Here is a 26,753-nt window from a genome sequence, read left to right as displayed (position 1 = left end):
TTGGCACGACAGAAATTTTTCAGGACGCCAGAAACGACAAAGCCCTGAATAATCAGGGCTTTGTCGTACATAAGATGGCGGAGGCGATGGGATTCGAACTCATGGACCTGTTACAGTCGACGGTTTTCAAGACCGCTATGGAAAGCCGCTGAATACGCGGCCTCAGACGCTTTTTCGTTCCAATACTTTTGTTTTACAGCACCTCTACAGACCGCATTCTACAAGGGGCGCGTTTCGAGTTATGGAACGCATTTTTTGCCTATTTTGAGGGTTTGGCGATCGCGCCGACACGGCGATAAACCCGCTCAGTAATGTCGCCTTTTGTGTGCCCGAGCAACAGGCTGGCGTCACCAACATCGCTGATTTCCGACGCCGCTTTCGGCCGAATATCCCGGAACTGGAATTCACCGATCCGCTTAGCCAGCAGCTCGTCTCCCTGCTCAAGAGCTTCCAGTTTTGCCTTCTCTCGCGCCGCGTCCCATCGCTTCCTCAGCATCGTCGCAGTCATCCGTTTACCGCTCCGGTTGATGATCAGGTAGCTCGAAACGTGCGCAGCGTTTCGCTCTGTGATCGCCGCGATCAGAATGCCCAGGCTGTTCGCCTCTCCGGCGGTCGTCATCTGAATGCGCAGCTTCTTGTGCGTCTTGTTCTGTTGAACAGTCAGATACCCGCCTTCAACATCATCCTTCCGCATAACCAGCACATCTGCCGGCCTTTGCCCGGTCAGATAGGCTAGGTCCATCGCTTCCTTCAGCTCCTGAGCTGCCTTCTTGTATACCGCCTCCCAAACCAAATCATTCGCGTAGTAGTCCCTCGGCGTCTCCTTGTTCTTGCGCACGCCTTGGCAGGGATTCTCCTTCGTCGTCAGCCCCCATTCCCGTGCAATGTTGAAAATGTGGGAGAGGGTAGCGATCTCACGGTTCGCCCGGACCTTCGCCGATCGTGCGTCTCGGTAGCCAGCAATCGTTGCTGGCGTGATCGAGTCGATCGGAGCGCTGTCGAACATCGGCCGAAGCTGCTTGATTTCTGCCAAATTGTCCTTCTGCGTGCGCGGTGCTTTCTTTGGCACCACATCGCGAATGTACCGGTCGAAGATTCCCTTCATGGTTCGCAGGTCGAGCGGTTTTTCCTTGGCTTCGAGTTCGGCCCACTTCAGCCTGGCCTTGTCGAGATCCTTGCCGAGAGGGATATCGTTGCCGAGCAGGTCACGGTAGTAATACGCGGTCCAGGTACTACCGTTTTTGCGCTTCCTTGAGCGCTTGTACATCCGAGGGGGAAGGTGCTGGTGCTCGGTCTTGCGGGGGCGCATATCAGTTCACTCGCGAATAGTCTGGCGTCCATGCCGGCGCGGCCGGTGGCGGGTTAGGATCGGCAATTGTGGGGCTGATCATGCCCAGCTTCATACGGGCATACATGCGGCCCACAAGTGGACGCTTGCCTCGGCTTTCGACGAAGACCCATTGGCGATCAATCAGCCAGCGGCGCTGGTAGGCCCGGGCCTTGTAGCCGGTGAGTTCGGCCAGCTCCTCGTCAGAGAGGATTTCGGTTTTCATGGGGTATTGCTCCATGCCGCGCGTTGCGGCAGAAGGTGGTTATTCGGTGCGGAAGACTTCGGCGCGGACGGCGCGCCATTCCTGTTTTGTAGTGACCGGCTCTCGGCCAAACCATTGCTCTGCTTCTTTCACCAGATCCTCGCGCGCCTGACTCCAGCCGCCACCGTGGCGAAGCGCCAGAACGCGCACCTGATCGCCGAGCGATTTGCACCGCCCGATCTTGGTTTCTGCGCAAATAAACATGCATGCACCTCGCCCGCCGTACAGCGGCAGGCTGTTGAGTTGGGGGAGGAATTAGCCGGTGCCGAACAGATCGAGCTGATCAGATTCGGTTCGCAACTCTTGCTGTCGTGTCACTTCGTGGTCGATGCGCGCTCGGGCGATGGCCGCGTACTGCTCGTCTATCTCACAGCCGACGAACTTGAAGCCTTCACGCATCGCGGCTTTGCCTGTGCTTCCGCTGCCCATGAATGGATCGAGAGCAACGCCGCCGGCCGGTGTTACCAGGCGCAGCAGGTAGGCCATCAGGTCAGTCGGCTTCACCGTTGGATGGCTGTTGCCGTTTCGAGTACTCCATTCGGCTGTCTCGCAGTCGCGCATGGTTGCGTCCTTGGCGACAGCGGGAGCATCCGAGCTGAGAAGACCTTCGTTGCGATCTTTGCGACTGGTCTTGGCGCAGTAGAAGAACCGCGCCGCGCTCCCGCTGTCGGCGTGGAAAGCTCCGGCCACCCGTTCGCGCATGCCGCTGTACTTGACCGCCCCGCTGAATCCGTTGGCCGTGGGTTCATTGCCGGTCACAGGCGCAGAGGCGCCCGCCTGAGCGGGAAATAGCGCGACTACCTCGGCGCTGCCGTCATGGATCAGGTTGGCAGGCCAACGGCCGGACGCAGCGGATCCACCTCCGGCGCGCAAACTGGTCACGCCCTGCGCTTCACACGATCGAGTGCCGGCAGCATTGCGATCACCAGAGCAATTACGGGCGTAGGCCGCGTCAACCACAGCGACTCGGCAGGCCTCAATATTCAGCGCCCCCGTGCCGTGGTTGAGGACGTTGGCAGCGACCGTGCCGGAAAATGGTTTCCGAGCGACAGTGATTGGCTCGAGCGCCGGCTTCAATGCTGTGCCCCAGCCCTCGTACGAACCGCCGAGATTGTGCGACTTGGGGAAGCCGGAGCCATACACCCAGGCAATCATGTCGCGGATCTCGAAACCAGCATCCTCAATGCGAACCGCCATCCGGTGCTGCGTGCGTGTACCGGCGAAGGCAAGCAAGTGCCCGCCGGGTTTGAGCACGCGTAAGCACTCTGCCCACACCTCGGTTGCTGGAACGTCGTAGTCCCATTTCTTGCCCATGAACGATAGGCCGTATGGTGGGTCAGTGATCACGCTATCGACGCTGCAGTCGGGCATCCGCCGAAGAAGCTCCAGGCAGTCGCCGATCAGGATCTGATAACTGTTCATCGCCACGGCCCCTTGTAGATGAGGTAGGCCATGTAGAGCGGGGCGAAGATCATGGCGTCACCTCGCGGCGAGCCCACTGCACATAGGGGCCGTCGTCTGTGTCGAAGATGCCGAGCAGGAACCAGCCATCGCCTGATGGCGTCTCTGGCTCCCAGCCCAGGCAGTGAGCTGAATCGTCTTCCCAGTAGGGGTGGGTTTCCAAGTCGGAATCCATGTGCCAGCCCACGACCTGCAGGCCTTGGGTATTGAGCCATGCTTTCCATGCTTCGGCGTCTTCATCGAAGTCCGGAATGTTCGGGTGATACCAGTACCCGTCTTCATCGCGCACGACTTCGACGGGGCCAATCAATTTTTCTTCAGACATGACTTCGTCCTTGCCGCTATAGCGGCTGACTTTGAAGGAGGAGGGAGTTACAGAGGGGTGGCGATTGATTTGCGCATCGACTTGAGGATGTAGTTGAACTGCTCGTACTATCGATCCAGGCCTACGCCGCAGCAGGTTACTTGATCGACCTTCCTCAAGAGTCGGCGCATAAACACGCAATGCACATCCAATACACTGATCCGCTGCGTTTTGCGTCCGCTCTCGAATGCATTCATCATGAACATGTTGCGCGGCGTCTACCCAAGGCGTCCTAGACCCAAGCTTAGATCGGCTATCGTTTTTTCGGCATCGTTTTGTGGGTGTCGAGGGGTTTTCAGTGGTATGTTTACATGGCTGTTCGTATGGTAGCGTTTAACCTGGAACGATTAGTTATTTTTTAGAAATTGCGGGGTGGTTAATGGAAGACATGTTTGCGCCAGTTGTGCGGACTAAGGTTGGCGCGAGATATATGATTAGTAGTCAGTCGGTGTCATTGACTGGCGAAAATCCAGAAATGGAAATCTTTCTAGATGATTGGTCTTGCATGGTTCGGTTTCTAGATGATGATGGTACCTCTAGATATAAGGTAAATGTTGAGCAGGGCAAGTTGTATCTAGATATATATAATCACAATAGTGCTAAAGGTGATTATTATTACACTCCAATAAAAATTGCCAGGGCTGGTAAATGGCAGATTTTTATAACCTACTGGACCAAGTTGCACACTGGGTCAAAAGTGACCTCGAGAAAGTTTGACTACCATATCTGGGTTGAGGGGGATGCATGATAGATAATGCTACTCCGCAGACTGGAGAAATTGATGATGAACCGAAAACGCGGATCGTAAACACATCATCCCAGCCTGCTCAACAGGTCGAAGGATCTATTACCAGACAAATTGGGTCTGGGGATTATGCAAAAGATACTTTTATATATATAACAATTTTCTGGAGTTTCGTTATTGGTTCGGTTACCTGTGGCGCTATTTATATAAGGACGTTTTCTCCGCCCGCTATGACGGCGGCAGAGATTCTTGAAGTGGTGAAGGGTGTTTGGTCTATATTTCTTCCCATTATTACGCTGGCACTTGGTTATTCGTTTGGCAAAGGTAGGTAATTGATACGTTTATCCACTGTTTGAGCCAAACGGATTGGCAGTTTTTTTGAGCGTGGGGTGTCCTATGCCGGGGCATGCCCGGGCGGTGGAGGGTGTCAATGGGGGAGATGTTCGAAGTTTTCGTTGTGTGGAGCCTTTCCACAACTTTCCCCCGATGCGCTGAGAAGGTCGTGACGGAACAATCTGGCTATCACCACGCCAGAGACGACCCGCATGAAACGAATCATTGAAGACCTGTTGCTGCAGATGATCATCGACCAAGCACTGAAGCAGATGTACCACTTGATCGAATGGCTCAACACGATGCCTTGGCAGGTGTGGCTTGCCTGAGTTACGCGGCGAGCCGCTGGTAAAGCTCAATGATGTCTGCGGCGTTGGCGGCGACCAGTGCCTCGGCTTCGTCTGGGCAGACGCTATTGCCGATCAGTCGCACCTGGTCGACTTTCTTGATGTCGCGCCATTCCTCGGCGCCGGTTACGGGGTCGACGAACAGCCCGCGATCGATGATGTAGTTCTTGTCGAAGCCTTGAGCGGCCTTCAGCTCAGGCGGTTGCAGCATGCGCAGCGTAATATCTATCAGCACGTAGCCGCCGACCATCACCATTTCAGCCGGATCTTTGAAGTGCTCCGGCAGGTAGTTGTGCATGAAGGCGGCGCAGCGCCGGGCGCCTTCCATCTGCTCAGGAGTCAGCATGTCGGGCACCTGCACCGTCTCGACAACCGCGACGCGATCTTTCGTCGGCAGCGTGTGCATCGGCTCATTGAGCGAGATGCCGTCCTTCTCGTTGCCGTAGTACTTCACCAGGTAAGCACTCACCAGCCGCTGATTGGCGCCGGACTGGCAGATGGTCGATATCGGATCGTAGGCCGATCGGCCGTCACCCTTGTAGAAGCCGCCATTGGCCTGTTCAAAGAACGCTGTGACGATGCCGTGCCTAGCAGCGCCGGCCATAACCGTCTGCGCTGGATCGTCAGGTGAGCTGCCCGCGGCGTTCTGCCCGAACGCGGTCATATGCGCTGCCGCCATGGCGAAGTGCCCGCCTTTGACTTGGGCGACCTGAGTGCGCAGTGGCTCCTGCACGTCAAAGTTGCGCTGCGCTGATCCGTTGACGCACTCGGTGAGGAATGGTGCTGCTACCGGCTGCACAAGCGCGTGGTGAGTGCCGCCCGCGCTGATCGTCGAAAGCGCTTCGTCGGCACCGTGCGTGCTGGTGTGCGCCGAAGATGTACCGCGCATAGGAACAATGAATGGCTTCGCGCTGGTCAGTACATGGCGCCAGCACCCTTTGGCCACGCGTCGCATGGTGTTCTCGGCCATCGGTCTTTCGCGGAAGATCGTGCGGCCGAGGTTGCTCCAGTCGATGCATTCGGCCGCGGATCGCCATGGCAATTGCTTCGCCGCTGACCGCTTATGACGCTTCGGCGCCGGCCAAACGATTGGCTTGCCGTCGCTGCGCGCCACCAGATAAAGCCGCTTGCGATAGTTGGTGTGCCGGCGTTCGCCGCGATGCGCTCCCGCCACTCAGCGTTGTAGCCCAGTCCGCGCACCAGAGCCTCCATCGGCACGAACTCTCCGATCGCCTCAATGATTTCCAGCATGTCCGGGTGATCAGCGGGTAGGCCGGTGCTGATTGCGGCAATGAACGCTTTGAAGGTGCGGCCGCGTTCAGACTTGATCGGCTGGCCGTCGTCGTCGATCGGGCCCCAGTCGCAGAACTCTTCAACGTTTTCGAGGAAGAGCAGGCGCGACTTAGTTACGAACAGCCAGCGGATCACCACCCAGGCCAACCCCCGAACACCACGATCGCGCGGCGCGCCGCCCTTGGCCTTGCTGTGGTGACGACAATCCGGTGATGCCCAAATGATCGCCACCGGCTGTCCGCCCGTGGCTTCCCGCGGGTCAACCTCGAACACGTCAGCCACGTAGTGCGCTGTAGTTGGGTGGTTGGCGCGATGCACAGCCAAGGCGATTGGATTGTGGTTCACCGCCACGTCCGGCTCCCGGTATGCCCGGGCGATTCCGGTACTGGCGCCACCGCCGCCGGCGAACAGGTCAACCACCAGTTCCTTTTCGAACGGCAGGCCGATGCTCGGCTGGCCATGGATGAATTGATGCAATTTCTGTTGTGCGGACATAGGGGATCCTCGCCGGCTGGCGTGATTGATTGTTATGAGCTATTGATTGGTGACCTAGCCAGAACTGGAAACTGGAGTAGAAGCCTTGAACGGATCACCGGATTCAAGTTGCGAATGGCCTAGCTTTATTTCAGGCGTGAATTCTGTGTGGGAGTGGGCTCAGCAAGTGGTTGCAGCGCTGTGGGTCGGTTTAGGCTGGCCGCACTCTGTTCTAATTATGTTTTGTATCGGGGTGTATTACTTCAGAGGTGAAATAAAAAACATCCTTCCTCGTATAAAGAAAATAGGCGCGGACGGCTTTGAAGTTGAGGCGCAAGTCCCTCCAGTTCAGCCATCAACAAAAAATGGTGACTTCAAAAGTATGCCTGGTGGTGACTTTCCTCATACATTTGAGCTTGCTTTAGAACTTGTGAAGAAAGAGATTGACGGGAAGAGTGACGCCGACGCTTTACAATATCTGCGTGTTAACGACGCTGGGTGGCGTGTGCTTTGTTATTTTGAAGGGATTTATTCCTACATTTACGGTGGGCAAATTAAGTTGCTTCAGTTATTGAATGCGCGTGCTTTGGTTGGGTTGTCAATGGTCGAAGTGGAGCGTGAGTGGGATGAACACAAGGCGAGGTTTAAACCGACTATGGATGATTGGGAGCTGCAGCCTTATCTGAATTTTCTTGTTGCCAAAGATCTTATAGTCATCGTCGAGGAAAAAATTCAGATTACCTTCACGGGTAACGAGTTTCTAACTTGGATGACGAAGTACCAACGATCAACCGAACGATTATGGTGATCCCGACCAGCTCAGCAGACCAATGCTGTCGGCTGGCGTGATTCGTAAAAGTGGGTTATTTATCTGCAATCTCACACTGGCAGGAGGCCGACATGAGGTTGCAGAGCGATGTAGATGCGCTAGCGGCTATCGAAGAGGACGCTAAAGCAATGCTGAAACAGATAGGGCTGCCGGACGACGCGGTGAAGCTTGAGGTGGTCGTGTTCCTTCGCGAGGTGATCGACCTGGCCAGCTACATGGAGTCGAAGCATCGAATCGTTGAGCCGCCGCATTTCGTCTGAGCTGGCGTATCTCCGACCGTTGCGGTATTTGTGTTCGGCCCTGGATTCGGGTTCATCAAAAGGAGTTAGTCATGCTTCCGGTATTCAAGTATTCAGAAACCATCCATAGCCAAAACCTCTTATCTAGAGGAAATATCCGAGTTGGAACCCTCCATGATTTTCGGAAAGCTGAGCACAAAAAAGGTATAGCGGATGCTAACGAAGGCAAAAAGCAAGTATCGTTTAATATTCCTTCCGCTAATACGGACACATTAAGCGAAAAACAGAAAAAATCTTTTGAGCAGTTCGGTGGTTTCGTAATGGGGAAAGGCGTACGGGCTAACTTAACTAACTTTAACCAGATTAAGAGCTTTAATCACCAAGATTGCTTTATACACTGCACGTCAGAACGCTACTCCGCGAATACGCTTGCACAATTTGATAAAGCTGACTCTTGTGTCGAAATTTCAGACTTGGAAGCGTTTTACGAAGTTTTAACTCGTGCTCTAAATGCGATCACTCCTGTTGAGTTAATGTGCGTATCTCGTGTTCATTACAAAGGCCGAGCGGAAGAGTGGAACGGTGAAGACTGGGGCACGCATCCTGCGTTGATAAAAGAGCCCGAATTTCAAGAGCAATATGAGGTTCGAGCGATTTGGCGCCCTAAAGGTGATGACGTCCTCAGTCATATAATTTTGGATGAACCGGGTTTAATACAATTTTGTCGTATGCGAGATCTGCCTATTTGATCTTACGTATAAATGGCATCTCGACCTCGTCATCAGGCTCTGGCGGATCGTCGGCGAGTGACTTCCTTCCGGCCGCCTCGATCAGTCGCGACACCTTTTCGGTAACAACATAAGGTGTCGTAACACAGTGCAGCATCTTGGCCTGGGTTTCGAAGTCGGCGGCGATCAGGTTGCGCAGCAGGTTCTGATACACCTCCTGCTGGTTGTTGAAGCCGTGATCCTTCATCACCTTCTTCAGATCCGGCTTGAACACGCCGGCGACCTCAACCGTAAACTTCTCGACGCCTAATGCAGCGTCCTTTGCTGCTGCCTTCTCGCGCTTCCTGCGCTGCTTCTTGGCTTCCTCCGTCAGTTCCTTTTCCTCGGCCATGGCCTACCTCTTCAATTCCGCTGGCCGGCAAGTCCAGCCAGGTCTGTCGTTTGCGTTGTTGGGTGCGAAAACGTCTCACGCTGCGACCTTCACCTGATGCCAGGCGCCGGCGGCGTAGAACAGCTTCGCGGCTTCGGCTTCATCCATCGAAACTTCGTCCGGAATGGCGATCCAGCCTGACGCCACCATATGGGTCGGGTTACAGCTGTTGCGCAGCTCCAGATAGTAATGCTCGATCGCATCGGTCAGGCGCTCGACCTTGCAGATGCCCTCTGGCGAGATCTCGACCGACTTGATGTACTCAGCGCCGCGCTCGTCGCGACACATGGCGCCGATGTAGATCTTCCAGCGATACGAGAAATCGAAAATAGCGTTGGCGATCGCCAGACTGCGGATCTGCTTGCAGCTCTTCCAGTTCGCCATGATCTGGCTGCCGCTCGGGTCGATGTTCACCACCGCGACGTGGTTGGTGCGCAGCAGCGCCCGGCAACTGCGTTCAGCCCGGGCGAAACCGTTGTTGGGTTTGCGCTTCGACTTCATATCGCATCCGCCATTTTGCGCAGTGTCTTGCGGTCGGCTGCCGATATCGGTTTCGGGCGCCGCTTGAGGACCGTTTCAGGGTCTATTTTGTTCGAGCGGGGCGGTGGCAGCGGATTGCGCGGCGGGCTTTTCAGTTGGTCGATCCGCCCGCCGGCAGCCAGGTACTGTGCGATTCGCTCAGAGATCGACTCGGCGTCCGGTCGGTGCTGCTCAACGAGGTTGAGGTGGTTGCTGATCATGCCGCCACCTTGACCAACTTCACGCCGGCCATGCTGAACTTGGAGCCTTGAGCGGCGACCATCGCGTCGAGCGCTTCCCAGTCAACAGTCAGCACCGAAATAGGGGCTTGGCCGTATGCGACAGCTTTGATCAGCGACTCCAGATCGAACACTTCGGCCTGCAGGTTCAGCGGCGCCGCGGTTGAAGTCGATGGTTTCGAGGCTGACTGAACCGGCGCAGCAGCTTTCACTGGTGCCGGGCTGGCAATTGGAACCTGTTCGACCGGCGCCTTGGCTTTCGCCTCGTCTTCGATTCGCTTCAGCTCCTCCTGACGGATCTGCTCGCGCTGAGCTTCGGCTTTCTGCTCCTCTGCCTTCCGGTGTTCCGAGATCCGCACCTTGACCAGCGCGACCAGGTCTTCGTTCGCCTTCATCACCAATTGCTGCACATCATTGAAGAGGAACATGCAGTCGGCGGCGAGCTCGTCTAGGCTGGCCAAGTTGCTCCGGATGCTGTCGCCGATTTGGCTGGCGGCAATCTTTGCCCGGGCCAGCTCGGAATCGGCAGAGTCGCGCAGGCTGCTGATCGTCTTCTTGCCTTTGATGGCTCCGGCGAAATCCGCAGGCACCGTGGGCATGCGCGCTTTGCCGCCCAGCGAAGAGTTGATCTGGTCGATGTGGACCTGAAGTGCCTTGGCTGCATCCATGACGATGTCTTCACGGATGCTGAGCTTGCGGGCTTTTACCAAACTGTTCAGCTCTAGGCGCTTGCGCCGTGCCTCCGCCGCGATGTCATCGATCGTCTTGAACAGTGCGTCGATGCTTTCGGTTTGGCTCAGCGCGTGCTGCTTGGCAGCTTCCAGACGCTCCTCGACATCGCCGCACCACTTGACCGCTTTTTCTGCGTCGGCGAAGTGCTGATCCGTTTGCAGCTCGGTGTTGATCGAGCCGAAAACAGCGAGGGAGTAAGCTTTGAATTGCTCTAGGTTGCTGGCGGTGACCATGCCGGTCACCTCGATGCGCAGCGCTGGCAATGATTCCGGCGTTTTGCCGACGGCCTCCGGCACCACCTCGGCGGGAGTGAAGTCCAGAAGGTCGGCTTGGAACTGCTTCCAGCCTGCTACGAGTGTCGCGGCTCGGCCCGGTACCGGTGTGTATTCCATCGAAACGAAGTGTTCTTCAGTGCCATCGGAGCAGACGAAGATTACCTTCCCGGCGCCGCTCACCAGCAGCTGCTGTTCGAGCTGCCAGTAATAGTGCGCATCAAGGTTGCCGGCGCGAACGTCGGCGGCAAGCTGCTCGTTCCACATTTTGTGTTCGAACAGCACGTCGCCGAGGATTGTGCAGCCGTCGAGGGATGCGAGCAGATCACCTTCGGTGCCGACGACGGGGAACAGATCTTCTCCGATTCGCCCTTCGAGAATCGGCCGAGCAAGTGCCTCCGCTTCGTGCCCTTTGTCGAAGAGGTTTTTCTGCACCCACCACGACACATCTCGATCGAGGCCTGTCTTTTTTGCGTGCAGCAGTTCGGTGCGCTTCATCTGTTTCGACGCGCCCATCATTGCCGGTGCTTCGGATGCGGTGAAGTAGTTGGCGCGGAGCGCGTGCCAGGCTTCGGAGCCCTGCGCGACATTGTGGATTTTCATTCTTGGTCTCCTTCAATTGGCGAGAGCGCTTTGATCTTGGCGGTCTGCTCTTCGCTCAGGGTGAATTTGCTGCTGACGGTTGCGATCAGGTGATCAGGGGCGGAGCGGCCGGCGTCGACAGCGATTTGCCATTTGGGCAAGTTCTCTGTGAGCTTCTCGTCGGGGTAGGGAGGAAGCTCAGCTGTTGATGTGCCACGCGCCGGTGATACGTCGCGAATGGTTGATGCGGTTTCTTCCAACTCATCCGGGCTGTACACGCCAAGGATCACGTCAGGGCAATAGAGGCGCGACCAGCGCTTGGTAGCGAGGTAAGCCAGTTGCTGGCGAGGATCATCAGCCCAGAGCGTGCTGTTGCGGGTGCGGGCCTGGGCCAGCAGTAGCTCAAGCACGCGCGGCTCGTCTTCGCCGCGAAAGGTCGCCCAGACCTTCACGCCTAACCCTTGCTCATCCTCGAGCTTCCAGCCCGGGACGCGGTACTCGCCTTTGTCGCCATTCTTAATGGTGAATTTGCCGATCACCTTTTCCCACGCGCCGTACCACTCGTAGTGAAGGCGATCCAGCACCGGTGCGCAGGTGGTGATCACGGCGTTCACCAGTTGTGCCTCGTATCCCAATACACCGTTCACCAGGTGCGTTTTCTGCGCCACTGCGAAAGGGTTCATCTTCCATTGCATTGATTGCATGACGACTGCCAGACAATCCGCCGGGTTGCCGTTGAAGTGCTTCGGCAGAGTGGCACGGCCGGTGGCCATGACTTCGGCCAGGCGCATCATCTTGTCCAAGCTGTCGCCGTCCAACACTAGAGCGCTGGTGCTGGTTGCTGCGTGCGGAAGGACGTGAAGGTTTCGGTCGTGCGCCACCGGCGCCACGCTTTGAGCGGACATAAGTGCCTCCCGCGCTATCCTCGCGGAGCGCTGTTATATTCAAAAAAATGGATGTGAGATACTCCTCGAGTCACTTAATTCGCGAGGTCAAGGAATGGCAAAGACAAAGATTGTTAAGGCGCCAAAACCACAGAATGGTTTTTATGGTGGGACCATAAAAAATACTGGTCTGGATCAGCGCGCGACTCTCGAAGAAATTATGGTGAACCTGGCGACAGCCTTGGGCATCAAGGAGATCTACAAGGCGGATACCGCTCGCGGAAGTACAATTTACGAGCCGCAAGGAAAGGGTTTTTTTTATTCTTATCAAAGCGCCTCTAATACCATCCTTGAGCTATCTCGTGATGTTGCAAAGCGAGCGGCTGATGCAAAGAAGCAAGCTGCGGCATTGAGAAAAGCGGAGAGCTCGGCGAAGCGAGCTCTATCTTGACGCTTACGCGGCGTCTGCTTTGCGCTGCTCTGCCACGTCTGCTGCGCGACTTGCTTCAAGCTCTTCGGCACGTGCCCGGCCGTATTCATTCGCATGGGGCCGGATCAGTGACTCAGCTACCTCATGAAGAGCGGTCGGGCTATTTTCGTTCTTCGGCTTGCCCAATGCCTCGATAGCCAAGTCATAAGCCCTTCCGTGCATGCGGCGTCCGTCGGCGATAACCTCGCAGATCATCCGCTCAATCGGATACTCGCGGTTATCCGTGAGCAGTGGGGCAATATCTTCTTGTGCGCCCAAGCGTTCGGCCAGTGCCTCCCACAGCGATTGCGGAGTTACCAACGCAACTGTCTTGCCGTGAGCTCGCGGCGCCGTGATGTTGTCACCGCAGATCAGCGAGTTGATTGCGTCGTGGAGCCAGTCCGGCCCCTCCAGAGTTTCGAGAAAGTCAGCCATGTTTTACTCCTTAGATTCAAGCCGGCGCGCCAAAGCGCAGGCCTCGTTGTGATCGCTACGAAAGCCTCGGACTTTGTCGGTGCGGCTATCCATGACATGGAAGAAGGCAACGCCCGCCAGCTTCACAACGAAGCGAGGCATCGCTACCGGTAGAGGCCGGCCGATCAGTGCGTAAAGATCTTCTGTGGCGATGCGAGAACGAATGCGCAGTGCTGCGCGCACTTCTTTGCCGAGCTGAACACTTGGGTGCATGGTCGCCTCCAGAGTGGCGGGGTGTTGATCCAACAAAACTCGGATGCACTCATCCGTTCCGCTGTTTGCCGATGGGCGCGGAGGGGAGTGCATTCGGGATTGGTCGGTAGATTGATGACTAGCTGCGCGGACTCATTGCGGTACGACACGCAGAAAAAAGCCCGCGAGAGAGGCGGGCTTCAGTGGGCAGTCTTCAGAGGCAGTCGGACTTGCCTATCTGAAACTCAACTACCGGTGAGCTGGTTGAATCCTTGTACAGAAGGTTAATGGAAAGACCCGTTTTTACGAACTGTCCTAAACCTTTTTCATTGCAGAATGCAGAAAATGCAAGCGCTTTAGCGTCCTTGGTGAATTCATCAGAATCGATTTCGTCTTTCGTAACTTTTGTGAGTGTGTAAGAGATACGCATGACCTCATCGTTGTAGGTCACAGAATCGACGCGAGTTGAATCGTCAGATACTTTTTTGGACTGGGCGCCCATTATGAGCGCAAGCCCTTTGAGCTGGCGTTCCCGCTCCTGAATTTTCTCTTCCGGAGCAGTCTTCGCATGCCATACCTGTACCAAGATAAAGAACAAAGTCATTGCCGAGAAAAATATGATTATTCCGCGATTCTGTTTCAACTGAGATTACCGTAGCAAAAGGCCATTACTTATTTGACCATGCCGCTAGGAGCATCTCAAGCTCGCGGAGCTGCCGGTAACGTCTCCGGCGCCGAGTTCCACGGCCGTGTTCAATTCACCAGCCCTCGATGACAACCGATTCTGGGATTGATGCAGGTGGGCGGTTATAGGCGGCAGTTTGGTCCGCATCGGGGCGTGATCAGGCAGGCGCAATCCCTGCATCGACCCGAGTTCATTCCTTCGAATCTCGCTGGATAGAAGCTGTGCTGCTTGGCGGCAGGATTCAGATCACACCCCGATGCGCTCTCATAGAGAGGATCGGGAAGTTAACGACAGGGCTGTCGTGGCGCTGGTTGTTCAGTCGTCTTCGCCTTGGGCGAGCATCTTCTCGATGTCAGCGGCGCCAGGCTTCTTCCAGTTCTTGATCTGCCCGGTTTCCAGATCGATGTTCAGGATCAAGTAGTCGCCGTAGTGCTGGCCGGGGAAGAAGTCCGGCACGTAGCCTTCATAGCTGCCGACTTCCTCGCCCTGAGCATCTTTCAGACCTGCGGCGAATCCATCGCGGACCTTGATGTAGAGGTGCAGTTCAGTCACGTCGACCTGCACTGTTTTCTGCGTGTTGATTTGCATGCTGCTGCCTCCGGTTGTTTTCCCAATGCACCCGTCACCAGGTGCATCAGTGAAAAATTCCGTGTTGCTGTCCGCCCCATGCTCGGCGCCGCGGTTTCCCCACCTGGCCGGCGTCACACATTTCGTGTTCGGTGTTCTTCGCCGGCTGGCTTGCATGGTTTGGCGTCCTCCCATATGGGGAGGACGGCAGGTTCCAGAGCCTGCATGGAGATCGAAGTTTGTGTTTCGCGCTATGCCCGTTTCCGGGGATCGATCCGCGAAGATTCCTGACTTTTAAAGAGCGGCGCGGCTTTCGCTGCTAGGTCCGCGGTGCACGGCTTAAGTGCAATATAGGTAATCCCATATTTATCGTCAATGGGAATACCCATATTTTTTGCGTTGCTCATGGTTGCTCGTGGGGAAAATCGTGAGAATTCTATAAATGGAGGGCTGGCGGCGATCAGAATCGCCGCCGTTTCAAGCGCTCTGAGGACGAGGCGAGGTGTGTTAAGAAAAAGGGTAATCTATATATTAGATTCCGAATATTGCCTTATACGTCCTCAGCAAGCGTGGTGATTTGCTTGAGAAGTTTTTCGCTGGAAAAAGTGACATCCACCAAGAATTTCTGGGCGGCATACTTAACTGTACTTGTTATTCCTTCTTTTGTAAGGCTTAGTCGAATCCTTGATAAGTTGGAACTAAACATCTCGTCATTTTCGCCAGAACGAAGCAAATCATACGCAGGCTCATCAGGTAATTTATTTTGGATACGCACCGTTAGCTGTCCATTTTGAGTACCAGCACCTGCAATAATGCTGCTGCCTTTTCCGTATGTTAAACAGATGGAGAAAAACTCAAAAAAAGCATCATAAAGCAAATTTTCATTACAAGTTAACGGTGGTACGCGCTGGAAGGCTGCGGTCATTTTTAAGTTTGCGTTGGAGAAGTGTCCGCTTATTTTTAACAATAACTGCTGCAGTGAGATTGCGCCTACATCGTTGCTTGAACTGTCTGTGCGGCTATTTTCAATGAGGTTTTTTGCTTCCTTGATTGACGACTCTTGGACATTAATGCTGAATGCATCTCTGGCTCGTAATAGAAAGTTCGAGGTGTCATACATGTGAAAGAATTCTAACTCTGGAGCCGCGTGATAGATCTCATTCAGTAGCTCCTTCCGGGGTCCTAATTTCTTACCTCGTTTTTCATACCACCAGTCTTCTTTAACGTCGCCAGTTACTAGTACTATATACTTTAAGCTTTCTGCTTTTGCTTTTCGTGTTATTTCATGCCATAGAATGAGATCGCCAAACTTGCGAATGAATTCCCGTTCGTCTACGAGGTAAGATCCAGTTTTTGCTTTGTCTTTATACCCTGGAGGGATACTGTTTACATACCGCTTTTCGCCTGCTTCGTAATGCTTTTCAAGTTCGGATTTGGTGAAGCCTTGGCCTATCTTGCCCTCGAAAAGACTGAGTACGATACTTTTTATCGTATCTTTGTCATTGACATCGGACTGTTTTTTTTCAAGGGAGTTTAAATGCTCAATAAATTCTTCAATGAATTCTACGCCGGAATTTATTTTCTGTTCGTTGATGTATTTGTCAGGGTCGATAAGCGAGTGGCGCTGCTTTAGTTTTAAGCCCTTAAGGGAGTTGGTTAGCGTGCTGAATGTTTCATGATACTGAGACATAGAGTGCGCAAGATGTTTCCTGACCTCTTCAAATTTATTTTTCTGATCACTAATTGCTTCATGGCGATTGTTCAGGAATTCCACCATTACCTGAAAGCCTATCCAGATGCGATCAGTGAAGTCTTTATTTTTGAGAACTTTCAGGAGGTCTTTGCTTGCAGACTCGGGAAGGCGATATAAATCCAGGAGAACGTTGGAGTCGAAAACAAAAATTCCCTCCTTCCAGATTTTTTCAAAGTCTTTTTCTTCAATTTCCCTATGTACTTTAACTAGATTTGTCAATAGTTGGCTTGCGCTATCATTCATGCTGAATCCATTCTTGGTTATTGAAGCTGGTGATTATCTTGAATACATTGCCCACCAAAACACATGCCCTAAAAGCGAAATTTGCTGCTCTTGAATTTGCTGGAATGTGTAGTCCTCGTCCGGATGCTCTTCACGGTTGAAGCTGCGCAGGCGAAGCCCGGTCGGGATGCGGTAAACCTGTTTTACACGAAGCTGACCGTTGTGGTTGATGGCGTACATCTCGCCGTCGACAATATCGCTTAGCGAGTTTTTTCCAACGTTCACGCCAACAGTGGCGCCGTCACGCAGCACCGGCACCATGCTATTTCCACCAACCCTCACGCACTTAGCGTTGCTAAACTGAACGCCGTTATGGCGAAGGTCTTTCTTAAAGAAGCGCAGACGGGAATTAGCGCTTTCCTCAATTGCGAAGGTGCCAGATCCTGCTGCTAGTTCTACTTCATGAAGAAAGGGAACGTAGACCTCATCGTCATCGAGCGGCGTTTCGTCGTCCCAAGTCTCGATGTTGCCGAGTTTTACGCTGGGCTGGATCCGCTGAAGTTGCTCTTCGGGGACGCCCTTGATCATTTCGCCGACGCCCTCCGCCAGCCACATAGGGGATACGCCACAAACTGAGGCGATCTGAGCCGCGAAGGCTGTAGCCTTCGATTTACCCCTCTCCAAATCGGAGATTGAGGTCTGGGTGAGGCCAGCACGCTCCGCAAGCTCTGTCTGATTAAGCTTGGCGTGGCTGCGGGCTGCTTTAAGTCGGTCTTTGAATTCCATCCGCGGAGTATTACGGGCGCTCCCATACTCTTGCAAATCGGTATTCCCATAACCTAATATATGGGTATTCCCGTATGGAGGGGCGTCATGAATGCAATTTACAAGGGACTCGTTGACTACTTCGGCACTCAGGAGGCCACCGCCGAAAAGCTCAAGGTTGATCAAAGCACCGTTTCCGGTTGGGTTCGAGGGAAGCACGGCATGTCTCCGGTTATTGCCAAGCGAGCGGAAGCATTGACCGGAGGCGCTTTCAAAAAAGAAAACCTATGCCCTTCGTTTCCTTGGGCCGAGATAGCCGCTTAAGCGACATCCCTGCCCGCCAATCCGTCGAAGCAAGATTATAAGAGAGCAGTTCCTATGGAAACGTCCAGTCCAAGACATAGCGCCCAAACTCGCGACCAGGTGTTGGTGGCGCACGCGGCAAATCAGATAGCCCGCACCAGCCTTAGCCAGGACGATTTCGCTCAGGCGTTGAGCCTTGAACTGCACCTATCGATTCCTGAGCGCGCTAAGAAGAAGGAAGTTCCTGACTTCTATTCGCCAGAACTGGCCGGTGACGTCAGTGAGTTCGTGAAAGCGACTGGCCGCTGGCTGAAGCGCGTGCAGCGCTGGCTCTCCGGTGAGCAGGAAATGCCAACTTGGCTGGAAGAGTCTTGGGTGAACGCTTTGGAGCCAGAGTTCCGCGTCCACTGCATCAACGAGCTGGCCGGGCGCCACGGCTTGATCGGCGCCCGTCAAATGCAAAGCGATCAATGCGCCAACAAAAGCTTCGGTGCGTTGATCCGCGCGCTGGGCGATGTGATTGATACCGGCAGCGAAGTCTTTGATGACCAGGTGATGTGCGAAGAGGACTTGCCGCACCTGCCGATGTTCGCCGAGCAATGCCGTCAGGTTGAAGCGCGGGCAGGGGAGCTGGGCCGGAAGGCTGAGGCACTGATCGCAAAACACCGACCGAATTTGAAGATCGCCTGAACAGCGTGCACAAAAAAGCCGACGGAGAAGGTCGGCTGATTCGCAAAACTAGAGAAGCCCGATTATGCAGAGCCAACCCAATTCGAGCAATACCCCGAACAATGTCGCGACACGTTTTCAAAATTCGAAAAACGTGTCGCGCATCTATTTCTTTGCTCCTAGCGTCAGGAACACCTGACATGCAGTTTACCGACACGATCAACCAGGTGAAGGCATTCACGTTGGGTGTGAACTTCCAGCAAGCCTTGCTCGTTACTGGAGGTGCAGCATGAGCATGGGTCTCATGGTCGCCGCGATGAAGCTTCGCGTCGGCAATCCACTTCGCAAGCTGGTTCTCATCAAGCTGGCAGACAATGCCAGTGATATGGGGGAGTGCTGGCCGTCCTATCAGCACATCGCCGATCAGTGCGAGATCAGCAAGCGTTCCGTTATGAACCACATCACCGCGTTGTGTGAGTCAGGGTTGCTGCGCAAGGAAATCAGGAAGGGTGGGCCGAAGGGCAATTCGTCGAATGTTTACTTCCTGACGCTTGATGGTGGTGCACCTCCTGCACCAGGGGTAGTGCAGCAGATTCACCAGGGTGGTGCAGCAGGTTCACCCCCTAGTGAATCTCCTGCACTAGGGGGTAGTGCAGGAGCTGCACCCAGAACCAGTCACTGTTCTGAACCAGTCAATGAACCGGTCATTGAACCAATTGCACTCCCGGCTTCCGCCGAGGTTGTGCCGGCTCAGTCCCGCAATCTGATTCTGGTGGTTGATCGCACCGATGCGCCACGGGTTGAGATTCCCGCCGACATGCCAGGCCCCAAAGACCAGTCCTGCAAAACCTTCAAGGTCTGGGCGAACTACGCAATGGCCTACCGCAAGCGCTACAGCACCTGGCCGGTTTGGAACGCCAAGGTCGGTGGCCAACTCGGTCAACTGGTCGACCGCCTCGGCGCCGACGTCGCTCACCACGTCGCTGCCCATTTCCTGAAAACCAGCGATGCAGCCGTCCTGCGCAAGTGCCACAGCCTCAACGAACTATTGGCCAACGCCGAGAGCTACCACACCCAGTGGGTGACCGGTCAGCGCATCAACGGGACAACTGCACGCCAGATGGAGCGTACCGAGGCGAACGTCTCCGCCGCCGAACAGGCCGCGCAAATGGTATTGGCCAAGCGCCAAGCGGGAGAGCGCAATGAGTACCTTTAAAATGAACGATCAACAGGTTGCCGGGCTTGCTGCAGCGATCTGCGCCACCGCCGAGGCCATGGGTCAGGAAATGAACCCAGGCACTGCGGCGATGATGGCCGAAGACCTCTGCGCGTACTCGGTGCCCGCCGTGAAAGCCGCGCTGAAGGCATGCCGCTTTGAGGTGAAGGGAAAGCTCGCCATGGCTGACATTCTCCAGCGAGTGCAGGCTGCTGACGGCCGTCCGGGCAAGGACGAAGCTTGGGCGATCGCCATGACCACCAACGATGAATTTGAAACCGTGGTGCTGACCGACGAAATCCAGCTCGCACTGGCTGCTGCGAAACCTGTCCTCGATGCGGGCGACAAGGTAGGTGCGCGCATGGCGTTCAACAGCGCTTACGAGCGTTTGGTGGGGCAGGCCCGAGAGGACAGCAAACAGGTCAACTGGCACGTCTCCGTCGGCTTCGATGCGAACCTCCGCACGCAGGCGATCACCAAAGCCGTGCAAATGCAGCGAATCCCACATGAGCGCGGGCAGCTGTACCTGGCCGACTTGAGTGTCGCGCCGGTAACTGAAGACGGCCGTGCCGTCGTTGCGCTGCTCACCGGTGAGATTGCGCGTCCTTCGCCAAAACTGCGCGAGAAGCTCGCCGCGGTGAAGGATTCGATGCTCGCCATGCGCCAAGCATCGGCAGAGGAAAAAACAGAACTGCGAATTCTGGCAGCCAATGAGCTGGCGGATCGCCGGGCGCTGCTGATTCAGCAGGCTGAACAATTGGAAGCAAGGAGTGCGGCTCAATGAGCATCGATAAACAAAAACTCCAGAAGCTGCTGTGGGCCGAAGCCGCGTCATTCCGTGCCGACTGCTCGGACTGGAAGCGCAACACCGAAGCGCTGCAGGACTTTCTCGGGGAGAAGACCGTGGAGGAGGTGGCGCTGGAGTTGCTGGCCGAGAACGAGCGACTGACACAGCAACTCGGTGAGCTGATCAACGGATTGCCGAACAAGGTGGCCACCCATGGCTGACAAAATCTCCGTGAACTGTCAGGCGAAACTCTCAGAGGCCATCACGAAGCTTAGCGCCATGTACCGTGATAAGAAGTTCGTCGTCGTATCGCTGCGCCCGGGAAAGGATCGCACGCTCGACCAGAATCGGCTGTGGTTCGCGATGTACAAGCGCATCGCAGAGATGACCCAGATCGGCGATGAGGCCGACGCGCGCCGGTACTGCAAGTTGCACATCGGCGTGCAGATCCTGCTGAACGAGGATGCCGGGTTTCAGGCGGAGTGGTACCGGGTGATGCGCCATCTTCCGTACGCGACAAAGCTGGAAATGATGGGGGGCTGCCATTTGTTCGGCCCGGACGGTTTCCCAGTAACCAGTCTTTTCAATCGAGCCCAGGGCGTGGCGTACACCGACCGCATCGTCGCGCGCTTCGCACAGCAGGGCGTGTACTTCGATGATCTGCTGGGTCAGGAGGCTGCATGACGATCGAACGAAAACCGCCCCGTGCCAAAAAATGCCGCGTCCCAACATGCAGGGCCTCATTCGTTCCCGCGCGCTTGGGGCAGGCAGTGTGCAGCCCAGCCTGCGCGCTGAAGGATGCGCCACGGAATGAACAGAGGGCGAAGAAGGCTATCGCTCAGCGCGACCGCCGTGAAATCAAAGTTCGCAAGGAAAAGCTGAAGACCAGGGCTGACCACCTGCGCGAAGCCCAGGCCGCGGTGAACGAGTACGTCCGCCTCCGCGATGCGCACTTGCCGTGCATCAGCTGCGACTCAATGCCGAACGACAGTGACTTGATCACTGGCAGCCGCTGGGACGCAGGGCATTATCGATCCGTGGGTGCCTGCCCGGAACTGCGTTTCGAGCCGCTGAACATCCATCGTCAGTGCGTGAAGTGCAACCGCAACCTGTCCGGCAACGCAGTCGAGTACCGCATCCGGCTGGTGCTGCGCATCGGCGCCGAAACCGTGGCCTGGCTGGAGGGGCCTCATCAGCCCCGCAAGTACACCGTCGACGAAATCAAAACCATCAAGGCCGAATACCGGGCCAAGACCCGAGAACTGAAAAAGGGGCAGGCAGCATGAAATTGATCAACGCACGTCAAGCGTGGACAGATGCACAGCATGAGTCGAACGCCTCAATCAGTGCAGCGGCAGCTGACCGGGCAAAATCCGCGATCGTCGTCAGGAAGGAGAAGGCCGCGCTTCGAGAGATAATCTTTGCCGCCCAGGGCGAGGACAAGGAAGAGCGCATCATGGCTGTGCGCCAGAAGATCCACATCGCCGAGACGCGCCGCACGCCAATTGGTCGGTCGACACATCGAGCTGCCCACCTGGTGACCATGGGGAAAGTGCAGAAGGCGATCGAGTCGTTGCCGTTCCAGGTGCAGCAGTTGGGGCACTACCTCTACCACCCGTGCATGACGGTCGTTCACATGCTCAACGCCGAGAAGCTGATCTGGTCGGATACTGACTTCAGTGCGCTCACCGACGCGAAGGCGGCGAAGGTGCACTGTCTGATCACCTGCGCCCTGCAGTCCTACAAGGCCGAGGCGAATGGCGGTGATGCATGGGGGCCGGCTCGAGTGTCTGACGCCATGATGAAGCTGTACGGGATCGCTATCCAGCCCAAGCACTGGGATCGCGACTGGATCGACATCTGGAATTTCCTGAGAAATGCCATCGAGGAAGTGGATATTCAGGCTCAACAGCCTGTGTGGCAGGTTATTCACGCAGAAAATTCAGAGGATGCGGCATAAAGGTGTTGCCATGGTGGGGGATTTGATGTACTTTTCCCACACTGCGCAACTTACTTACAGCGCAGGACCACTTCGAAACCTGGCCACAGCGCCGGGTTTTGTGTTTTTGGTCTCGGTCTTGGTATGCTCCTTGCGCTGCCAGATGGCAGTCGAACAACCGTCGAGGAGCGACCTTTGAGAAGAAGCAAAGCAGCGGTTAAGTTGATTCTGCAAAAAATTGGTGCGCTTCCAATGCAGGGCGAGGTGCTTGCATCGACTATTGCCCAAGAATACAGCAAGCCATATGCGCCAGAGGCTAGAGAGTCCTATTTCGCAGAAGCGATGTATGCAGCAGAGCTTTTGGTTAAAAACCGATACGTAGAGGCGCTTGGGGCCGCGGCCGTCAAAGGGACCGGGATTTACTACACTGACTACCTTTTTACCGAACTTACTTGGCTTGGCCATGATGAGCTTGATCGAATCGATCCGACTCAAACCAGTTAGAAATTTGTAGTTCGCCTAAAACCCGGCCTTCGTGTCGGGTTTTTATTGCCTCAAATTCAACCTTCCGGAGGTGCGCATGAAGCTGAAAGCCAAAAGCAATCTTCTGGATCGCGCCAGAACGGCTTGGGAGGCGGCCGCACGCCAAGTTGGCGAGACAGACTTCTCGCGCCATCCGCGCACCGGCGAGTATCTGCATCCCGGTGTCGCCATGGGTTGGCGCATCCATAAAAAGAATCTGTAATTTCACCTGTAGCCAGGACAGCCTTCGGGAAGGCTTGGACGTCGATAGCCGGATAGTGCGACGTACGGAATCAACACCGGCAGCCCGCGCACTCTTACCTCACCATGCTGTCGGGGTGGCGCGAGACTGGATCAGCGAGATCGATGCAAAGGGGCGTCGACGTTGAGAAGGCCTTTGGCCAACAGCTCAGAAAGACGAGCGCACCTATTCAGGGCCTCTGCACTTGCAGGGACTTTTTCGTTCTTGTCTCTGATAGAGTGGCACTTTGTCATCGCGGATGGGAATCGTATGTCGAAGTACCACATCAATGAAGGTCGTGGCTCCATAACCGGCCAGAAACTCTATCAGGTGTTCATCGGCGGGAAGACCATTGGCAATCCGTATCCATCCCGAGAGCAAGCCGAGGGCTATATCAAGCTTCTTGAGCAGCGTGATGCGGAAGCTGAGGCCGAGCGCCAGAGGGAAGCCGAGGCTGAGCTCCATCAGGAGGCTGAGGCGGAGAAGCAGCGGAAGAAAAGCAGATCAGGTCCGTCCTTCGGGATGTGACAATCCCAACACCAAGAGCCCGGCTTTTTGCCGGGCTTTTTTATTCCTGACTCCCTGACGGGGAGGAACCGAGATGCCAAACATGCCAGACAAACCAGACACATGGGCGATAGCGCTTGCGTGGTTGAGCCAGCATTCGCCAATCCTCTATGCGGCTGCGCTGTCCTGCGCCATGGCCGTGCTGCGGATCACTTACGGTGGCGGTACTCGTCGCCAGATGCTTGTGGAAGGCGCCATATGCGGCGGTCTGACCCTGACCATCATCAGCGGTCTGGACTTCTTCGGCCTGCCTCAGAGTATGGCCACCTTCGCCGGCGGCTGGGTTGGCTTCTTGGGTGTCGAGAAGATCCGCAACATCGCGGATCGGGTCACCGATTTTAAGCTGCCGACCCGCAAGGCTGAGTGAGTCAAGTTTAGGCGGACGCTTTAGCAATCCGCATTCAGCGGTGCCCCGTCGAGGCATAGCAAGCTCGCAGAGATTGTTGGTAATCGTTCATCTGGCGGATGTTTCGCTCGATTTGTTGAGCGGATTGGTTGTTGTTTTCTAAAAAGTTAATGTCGTTCCGAATGGCATCAATATCTCGTTTTAGAGGTGTGCAGCGGTCGTTCTCCAGTTCCGCCACGCGCGACTGAGCGGACGCGAGTAGCTCGCCTCTGACGTCGTAGGCGTTACTCCATTTTTCACTATTTGCGACTAATCGATCATTCGCCTCTTTATAGTCCGCGACACGCTGCACAAGCGTCCCGTTCGCAGCCTCTTGCTTGCCATAACCGACCGCAGCAACGACTACACCGCTTATCACGGAGAAAAGCAGTGAGAAAAAAGTAACTGTAAACCAAGAAGGGGATGGAGTCTGGTGGTTAGCTGTTTGAGTCATGGGTTCCTGCCATGGAAGTAATTCGGCCAAGGAGTTTAAAGCATGTGTAAAGGCTGCGCCGCCCGGCGCGCGTGAGCAGCCAAGTGGCTAATGGTTGCAGATGAGCGTGTCGGGCTCCTGACCGAGCGAACGACAACGCCGTCCCAACCAGGCCGGCCCGCGGCAATTTCGCTCGCATCCTTCGGATGGACTGAGCCGCGACACTTTTTCACACAACTCAAATTGTGTCGCGACACGCGACGAGGAGAGCGGCATGGATAACCAGCACCAAAAGATAACCGGCTACCGCGACCTGACCCAGTCTGAAATCGACGGTATGAACTCGATCAAGGCTCTGGAAGCCGGCGCCGGCAAACTGTTCAAACAGATCGGCCAGATTGAAGGTGTTGACCTTCGGCTGCTGGCGTTGGCCAAGACCAATCTCCAGCAGGGCTTCATGTGGTTCGTTCGCTCGATCGCAAAACCCGCTGACCCTTTCAGCTGATGAGCAACGTAACTCGCCTGCGCCACGCGCTACCCCTGAGCCAGGACATCAACAAGGTACTGACCGAATTGGATAGCGCGATCGCCAAGGCCATCGACGCGGCCAAGGCTGCTGGACTGCCTCAGGGCCTGATCGTCGCCGGGCTGCACGGGCACGCCCACGCACAGACCCACAACATGGTGAAGGCATGACCGCAGACATCCACGACATCGCTGATCAGCGCCCGCACCTGACGGTAACGGCTGAGGACGGTGTCCATGTTCTGCCCTGTCACTTGGTGCGCTCAGTGATCGCCGTTGAAGAGCCATCAGCCATCCTGACCGAGCCGGTAGTGCGCCGGATCATTGAAGAGTGGTTCCAGAGGGTAACGGCATGACCGCGAAGCTCGTTGAGTTCAAGCGTGAGGGCTGGCGCGACGCCGCCAAGACCCTGCGCAAGATCGCTGACGACCTCGATGCTGGTGTCCATCCGGAATGCACCGTAGGCGCCTTGACCCTGATCGGCCCGAAAGGGCAGGTGACTGTGTTCGGGCTCGGGCCTAAGTGCGACGACCTCCAATGCCTAGGTGCAATGCGCCTGGGTGAGCAGAAGCTGATTGATGTGCTGTCGGGTGGCGAATGATGTGTTGGTGAGTGCTCTATAGATGCACACAAATACCTCTGCTGCTAGGTGCAGAAATCTATCCTTAATCTAACCTCTAAACTGCCTATTTTAGGCGGTATGGGGAGATATATATGAAAAAGGAAATCTGCATGATGGCCACCTTGGCTATCCTAACTTGTCCGAAAGCTAGCGCTGCTTGGGAGTGTACTGAATCAAGCGTTGAGCCATATCCTGATATGAGCGCCTATCCAACAGCGGTGATAGCCGAGAAATCGGAAGATATAAAAAGAGGGCACGCAGACGCGAGTTTTTGGAAGGTGAACAAATTTTGTCGTAGCGTTTATAACTGGTATGAAAACCGTGCAAAGTGCTCTGAAGGGTACAAACTAGGAATTGGCCTTACTGGCGGTGTGTTTGGTATAGCAGGAGCAGTCATGGCTGCTGCTGGAACTGGTGGGGTAGCTCCCGGGATAGCTGCCGGGGTGGCAGGTCTTGTCAGTACCACCTTGGGCTCGAGCGAAAAGGGACCTCTGGGCACGGCCGCGTACGAGGCGCGAAGGGCGGCAGTCGGGCAGGCAATAGAAAATGGAGTGAAGTCATTCTCTGCCGCGAAGACAGCTAGTGAATCAAACATTGCTGCGGTCGGATTGCTTGCTCAATGCCCAACTCCGTAAGACATGACATCTCAAATGCCCGAGCTACAGACCCAGCCAAAACGCTGGGTTTTTTATTCTTAGCAGTAAGATAAAAGAAGGAGGCATTGGTGGAAAGGCCATTCCCTCCATCATCGGTGCTTGAGCTTTCAGAGCTATCGGCCTTCGGTATCCGCCTGATACCTGCTCCGGAAGTGTGGAAATGGCTCCAAACCGAGATCCTCGCCGATACCGGAAGCATCCACAACGAAGAACACGCCCATCTGATCGACGCGGATATTCGTGTGATGTGGGCGTCTGCCGCCTTCACGAAGAAGGGTCGCACGGTTGTAGGTCAGGCCGAGCAAGTTGCGTTCCGCGCCGGTGGCTGGCAGAAGGCTCGGATGGAACAGCAGATGCTGGATTGGTTCGGCGAAGTGCCGGCCTACATCATCACCTTGGCCGCGGACTACTGCGCTCAATGCAGTGACGCTGACTTCTGCGCACTGGTCGAACACGAGCTGTACCACATCGCTCAGGCGACAGATCAGTACGGCGCACCCAAGTTCACCCAGGAAGGATTGCCCAAGCTTGAGATGCGAGGACACGACGTTGAAGAGTTCGTCGGTGTGGTGCGTCGGTATGGGGCGAGCCCTCAAGTTCAAGAACTGGTGGACGCAGCAAACAATCCTGCTGAGGTGGGGAAATTGAACATATCGAGGGCCTGCGGAACCTGTCTGCTCAAGTTGGCCTGATCCTTG

General features: G+C 55.4%; 41 protein-coding genes and 1 pseudogene. 24 read left to right on the top strand and 18 right to left on the bottom strand.

The window, feature by feature from the left end; translation table 11 throughout:
* Positions 1-259 precede the first annotated feature (259 nt).
* Genes RMV17_RS15670 through RMV17_RS15650 form a run of 5 tightly spaced genes read right to left on the bottom strand, consistent with a single transcriptional unit; the run spans position 260 to position 3,378 of the window.
* Complete coding sequence (locus tag RMV17_RS15670) at positions 260-1,309, bottom strand: tyrosine-type recombinase/integrase (RefSeq protein WP_311880994.1); 1,050 nt, start codon at positions 1,307-1,309, stop codon at positions 260-262.
* Between the two features lies 1 nt (position 1,310).
* Positions 1,311-1,553, bottom strand: a complete 243-nt coding sequence (locus RMV17_RS15665; protein WP_311880992.1) for a DUF4224 domain-containing protein — start codon at positions 1,551-1,553, stop codon at positions 1,311-1,313.
* Between the two features lie 39 nt (positions 1,554-1,592).
* On the bottom strand, positions 1,593-1,796 hold the full coding sequence (locus RMV17_RS15660; protein ID WP_311880990.1) for a hypothetical protein: 204 nt from the start codon (positions 1,794-1,796) through the stop codon (positions 1,593-1,595).
* Between the two features lie 51 nt (positions 1,797-1,847).
* A complete protein-coding gene (locus tag RMV17_RS15655; RefSeq protein WP_311880989.1) occupies positions 1,848-3,014 on the bottom strand; it encodes a site-specific DNA-methyltransferase in 1,167 nt (388 codons plus the stop codon).
* Between the two features lie 49 nt (positions 3,015-3,063).
* Positions 3,064-3,378: a hypothetical protein gene (locus RMV17_RS15650; protein ID WP_311880988.1), complete on the bottom strand. Its 315-nt coding sequence runs from the start codon at positions 3,376-3,378 to the stop codon at positions 3,064-3,066.
* 418 nt (positions 3,379-3,796) lie between these two features.
* Here RMV17_RS15650 and RMV17_RS15645 point away from each other — a divergent pair, with 418 nt between their 5' ends.
* A complete protein-coding gene (locus tag RMV17_RS15645; RefSeq protein ID WP_311880986.1) occupies positions 3,797-4,165 on the top strand; it encodes a DUF6864 domain-containing function in 369 nt (122 codons plus the stop codon).
* Positions 4,162-4,494 (top strand): hypothetical protein, encoded by a 333-nt coding sequence (locus tag RMV17_RS15640; protein WP_311880985.1) that lies wholly within the window; start codon positions 4,162-4,164, stop codon positions 4,492-4,494. The genes RMV17_RS15645 and RMV17_RS15640 overlap by 4 nt, the downstream gene beginning before the upstream one ends.
* Positions 4,495-4,825: 331 nt before the next feature.
* Here the strand turns inward: RMV17_RS15640 and RMV17_RS15635 are convergent.
* Positions 4,826-6,630 (bottom strand): annotated as a pseudogene (locus RMV17_RS15635) (DNA cytosine methyltransferase).
* A gap of 85 nt (positions 6,631-6,715) precedes the next feature.
* Between RMV17_RS15635 and RMV17_RS15630 the strand changes: the two are divergent.
* From RMV17_RS15630 to RMV17_RS15620, 3 genes are all read left to right on the top strand, one after another.
* On the top strand, positions 6,716-7,417 hold the full coding sequence (locus RMV17_RS15630) for a hypothetical protein (RefSeq protein ID WP_311880984.1): 702 nt from the start codon (positions 6,716-6,718) through the stop codon (positions 7,415-7,417).
* Between the two features lie 92 nt (positions 7,418-7,509).
* Positions 7,510-7,698, top strand: a complete 189-nt coding sequence (locus RMV17_RS15625; RefSeq protein ID WP_311880983.1) for a hypothetical protein — start codon at positions 7,510-7,512, stop codon at positions 7,696-7,698.
* Positions 7,699-7,769: 71 nt separating this feature from the next.
* Positions 7,770-8,426, top strand: a complete 657-nt coding sequence (locus RMV17_RS15620; protein WP_311880982.1) for a hypothetical protein — start codon at positions 7,770-7,772, stop codon at positions 8,424-8,426.
* Here the strand turns inward: RMV17_RS15620 and RMV17_RS15615 are convergent.
* The 5 genes from RMV17_RS15615 to RMV17_RS15595 form a co-directional block, all read right to left on the bottom strand.
* A complete protein-coding gene (locus RMV17_RS15615) occupies positions 8,419-8,796 on the bottom strand; it encodes a hypothetical protein (RefSeq protein WP_311880981.1) in 378 nt (125 codons plus the stop codon). The genes RMV17_RS15620 and RMV17_RS15615 overlap by 8 nt on opposite strands.
* Positions 8,797-8,871: 75 nt before the next feature.
* A complete protein-coding gene (locus RMV17_RS15610) occupies positions 8,872-9,336 on the bottom strand; it encodes a hypothetical protein (protein ID WP_311880980.1) in 465 nt (154 codons plus the stop codon).
* Positions 9,333-9,575 carry a hypothetical protein gene (locus tag RMV17_RS15605; RefSeq protein ID WP_311880979.1) on the bottom strand — a complete coding sequence of 81 codons (243 nt, stop codon included), beginning with the start codon at positions 9,573-9,575 and terminating at the stop codon, positions 9,333-9,335. Before RMV17_RS15605 ends, RMV17_RS15610 begins: the two co-directional genes overlap by 4 nt.
* Positions 9,572-11,200, bottom strand: a complete 1,629-nt coding sequence (locus RMV17_RS15600) for a YqaJ viral recombinase family protein (protein WP_311880978.1) — start codon at positions 11,198-11,200, stop codon at positions 9,572-9,574. The genes RMV17_RS15605 and RMV17_RS15600 overlap by 4 nt, the downstream gene beginning before the upstream one ends.
* Entirely contained in the window at positions 11,197-12,084 is an 888-nt protein-coding gene (locus RMV17_RS15595) for a RecT family recombinase (RefSeq protein WP_311880976.1), read from the bottom strand. Before RMV17_RS15595 ends, RMV17_RS15600 begins: the two co-directional genes overlap by 4 nt.
* 94 nt (positions 12,085-12,178) lie before the next feature.
* Between RMV17_RS15595 and RMV17_RS15590 the strand changes: the two genes are divergently transcribed.
* A complete protein-coding gene (locus RMV17_RS15590) occupies positions 12,179-12,514 on the top strand; it encodes a hypothetical protein (RefSeq protein ID WP_311880974.1) in 336 nt (111 codons plus the stop codon).
* Between the two features lie 3 nt (positions 12,515-12,517).
* Here the strand turns inward: RMV17_RS15590 and RMV17_RS15585 are convergent, their stop codons facing one another.
* From RMV17_RS15585 to RMV17_RS15560, 6 genes are all read right to left on the bottom strand, one after another.
* The gene (locus RMV17_RS15585; protein WP_311880973.1) at positions 12,518-12,967 is read right to left on the bottom strand and encodes a hypothetical protein; all 450 of its coding nucleotides are present in this window, start codon (positions 12,965-12,967) and stop codon (positions 12,518-12,520) included.
* 3 nt (positions 12,968-12,970) lie between these two features.
* Positions 12,971-13,219, bottom strand: a complete 249-nt coding sequence (locus RMV17_RS15580; protein ID WP_311880972.1) for a hypothetical protein — start codon at positions 13,217-13,219, stop codon at positions 12,971-12,973.
* 193 nt (positions 13,220-13,412) lie between these two features.
* On the bottom strand, positions 13,413-13,841 hold the full coding sequence (locus tag RMV17_RS15575; RefSeq protein WP_311880971.1) for a hypothetical protein: 429 nt from the start codon (positions 13,839-13,841) through the stop codon (positions 13,413-13,415).
* 357 nt (positions 13,842-14,198) lie between these two features.
* Positions 14,199-14,471 (bottom strand): hypothetical protein, encoded by a 273-nt coding sequence (locus RMV17_RS15570; protein ID WP_150596909.1) that lies wholly within the window; start codon positions 14,469-14,471, stop codon positions 14,199-14,201.
* Positions 14,472-15,000: 529 nt separating this feature from the next.
* Positions 15,001-16,446 carry a PIN-like domain-containing protein gene (locus RMV17_RS15565; RefSeq protein WP_311880968.1) on the bottom strand — a complete coding sequence of 482 codons (1,446 nt, stop codon included), beginning with the start codon at positions 16,444-16,446 and terminating at the stop codon, positions 15,001-15,003.
* A gap of 33 nt (positions 16,447-16,479) precedes the next feature.
* A complete protein-coding gene (locus RMV17_RS15560; protein ID WP_311880967.1) occupies positions 16,480-17,211 on the bottom strand; it encodes a helix-turn-helix transcriptional regulator in 732 nt (243 codons plus the stop codon).
* 87 nt (positions 17,212-17,298) lie between these two features.
* Between RMV17_RS15560 and RMV17_RS15555 the strand changes: the two genes are divergently transcribed.
* The 12 genes from RMV17_RS15555 to RMV17_RS15500 all read left to right on the top strand — a co-directional run bounded on the left by RMV17_RS15555 (position 17,299) and on the right by RMV17_RS15500 (position 23,801).
* Positions 17,299-17,514: a YdaS family helix-turn-helix protein gene (locus RMV17_RS15555; RefSeq protein ID WP_311880966.1), complete on the top strand. Its 216-nt coding sequence runs from the start codon at positions 17,299-17,301 to the stop codon at positions 17,512-17,514.
* A gap of 54 nt (positions 17,515-17,568) precedes the next feature.
* The gene (locus RMV17_RS15550) at positions 17,569-18,183 is read left to right on the top strand and encodes a hypothetical protein (RefSeq protein ID WP_311880965.1); all 615 of its coding nucleotides are present in this window, start codon (positions 17,569-17,571) and stop codon (positions 18,181-18,183) included.
* A gap of 268 nt (positions 18,184-18,451) precedes the next feature.
* Positions 18,452-19,378: a helix-turn-helix domain-containing protein gene (locus RMV17_RS15545; protein WP_311880964.1), complete on the top strand. Its 927-nt coding sequence runs from the start codon at positions 18,452-18,454 to the stop codon at positions 19,376-19,378.
* A complete protein-coding gene (locus RMV17_RS15540; protein WP_311880962.1) occupies positions 19,365-20,162 on the top strand; it encodes a hypothetical protein in 798 nt (265 codons plus the stop codon). The genes RMV17_RS15545 and RMV17_RS15540 overlap by 14 nt, the downstream gene beginning before the upstream one ends.
* Positions 20,159-20,386 (top strand): hypothetical protein, encoded by a 228-nt coding sequence (locus RMV17_RS15535; RefSeq protein ID WP_311880961.1) that lies wholly within the window; start codon positions 20,159-20,161, stop codon positions 20,384-20,386. The genes RMV17_RS15540 and RMV17_RS15535 overlap by 4 nt, the downstream gene beginning before the upstream one ends.
* Positions 20,379-20,849, top strand: a complete 471-nt coding sequence (locus RMV17_RS15530; protein WP_311880959.1) for a hypothetical protein — start codon at positions 20,379-20,381, stop codon at positions 20,847-20,849. The genes RMV17_RS15535 and RMV17_RS15530 overlap by 8 nt, the downstream gene beginning before the upstream one ends.
* Positions 20,846-21,451, top strand: a complete 606-nt coding sequence (locus RMV17_RS15525) for a recombination protein NinG (protein WP_311880957.1) — start codon at positions 20,846-20,848, stop codon at positions 21,449-21,451. Before RMV17_RS15530 ends, RMV17_RS15525 begins: the two co-directional genes overlap by 4 nt.
* Entirely contained in the window at positions 21,448-22,125 is a 678-nt protein-coding gene (locus tag RMV17_RS15520; RefSeq protein WP_311880955.1) for a hypothetical protein, read from the top strand. Before RMV17_RS15525 ends, RMV17_RS15520 begins: the two co-directional genes overlap by 4 nt.
* A gap of 174 nt (positions 22,126-22,299) precedes the next feature.
* Positions 22,300-22,608: a hypothetical protein gene (locus tag RMV17_RS15515; protein ID WP_311880954.1), complete on the top strand. Its 309-nt coding sequence runs from the start codon at positions 22,300-22,302 to the stop codon at positions 22,606-22,608.
* Between the two features lie 76 nt (positions 22,609-22,684).
* Positions 22,685-22,849, top strand: coding sequence for a hypothetical protein (locus tag RMV17_RS15510; RefSeq protein ID WP_311880953.1), 165 nt, complete (start codon positions 22,685-22,687; stop codon positions 22,847-22,849).
* A 288-nt stretch (positions 22,850-23,137) separates the two neighbouring features.
* On the top strand, positions 23,138-23,395 hold the full coding sequence (locus RMV17_RS15505) for a hypothetical protein (RefSeq protein ID WP_311880951.1): 258 nt from the start codon (positions 23,138-23,140) through the stop codon (positions 23,393-23,395).
* 73 nt (positions 23,396-23,468) lie between these two features.
* Positions 23,469-23,801, top strand: coding sequence for a phage holin, lambda family (locus RMV17_RS15500; RefSeq protein ID WP_085731213.1), 333 nt, complete (start codon positions 23,469-23,471; stop codon positions 23,799-23,801).
* Between the two features lie 34 nt (positions 23,802-23,835).
* Here RMV17_RS15500 and RMV17_RS15495 read toward each other — a convergent pair whose 3' ends face one another.
* On the bottom strand, positions 23,836-24,273 hold the full coding sequence (locus RMV17_RS15495) for a hypothetical protein (protein WP_311880949.1): 438 nt from the start codon (positions 24,271-24,273) through the stop codon (positions 23,836-23,838).
* A gap of 253 nt (positions 24,274-24,526) precedes the next feature.
* Between RMV17_RS15495 and RMV17_RS15490 the strand changes: the two genes are divergently transcribed.
* From RMV17_RS15490 to RMV17_RS15465, 6 genes are all read left to right on the top strand, one after another.
* A complete protein-coding gene (locus RMV17_RS15490; RefSeq protein WP_311880948.1) occupies positions 24,527-24,757 on the top strand; it encodes a hypothetical protein in 231 nt (76 codons plus the stop codon).
* A complete protein-coding gene (locus RMV17_RS15485; RefSeq protein WP_311880947.1) occupies positions 24,757-24,948 on the top strand; it encodes a hypothetical protein in 192 nt (63 codons plus the stop codon). The genes RMV17_RS15490 and RMV17_RS15485 overlap by 1 nt, the downstream gene beginning before the upstream one ends.
* The gene (locus tag RMV17_RS15480) at positions 24,945-25,133 is read left to right on the top strand and encodes a hypothetical protein (protein ID WP_311880946.1); all 189 of its coding nucleotides are present in this window, start codon (positions 24,945-24,947) and stop codon (positions 25,131-25,133) included. Before RMV17_RS15485 ends, RMV17_RS15480 begins: the two co-directional genes overlap by 4 nt.
* Complete coding sequence (locus RMV17_RS15475; protein ID WP_311880945.1) at positions 25,130-25,378, top strand: hypothetical protein; 249 nt, start codon at positions 25,130-25,132, stop codon at positions 25,376-25,378. Before RMV17_RS15480 ends, RMV17_RS15475 begins: the two co-directional genes overlap by 4 nt.
* Positions 25,379-25,491: 113 nt before the next feature.
* Positions 25,492-26,034, top strand: a complete 543-nt coding sequence (locus RMV17_RS15470; RefSeq protein ID WP_311880943.1) for a hypothetical protein — start codon at positions 25,492-25,494, stop codon at positions 26,032-26,034.
* A gap of 89 nt (positions 26,035-26,123) precedes the next feature.
* Positions 26,124-26,747, top strand: a complete 624-nt coding sequence (locus tag RMV17_RS15465) for a putative metallopeptidase (RefSeq protein ID WP_311880942.1) — start codon at positions 26,124-26,126, stop codon at positions 26,745-26,747.
* The last annotated feature ends 6 nt before the right edge of the window (positions 26,748-26,753 follow it).

Source organism: Pseudomonas sp. VD-NE ins (assembly GCF_031882575.1).
Taxonomy (GTDB): domain Bacteria; phylum Pseudomonadota; class Gammaproteobacteria; order Pseudomonadales; family Pseudomonadaceae; genus Aquipseudomonas; species Aquipseudomonas fluorescens_BZ.
Note: the sequence above shows the minus strand (reverse complement) of the source record. Positions and strands in the feature narration are given on the sequence as shown.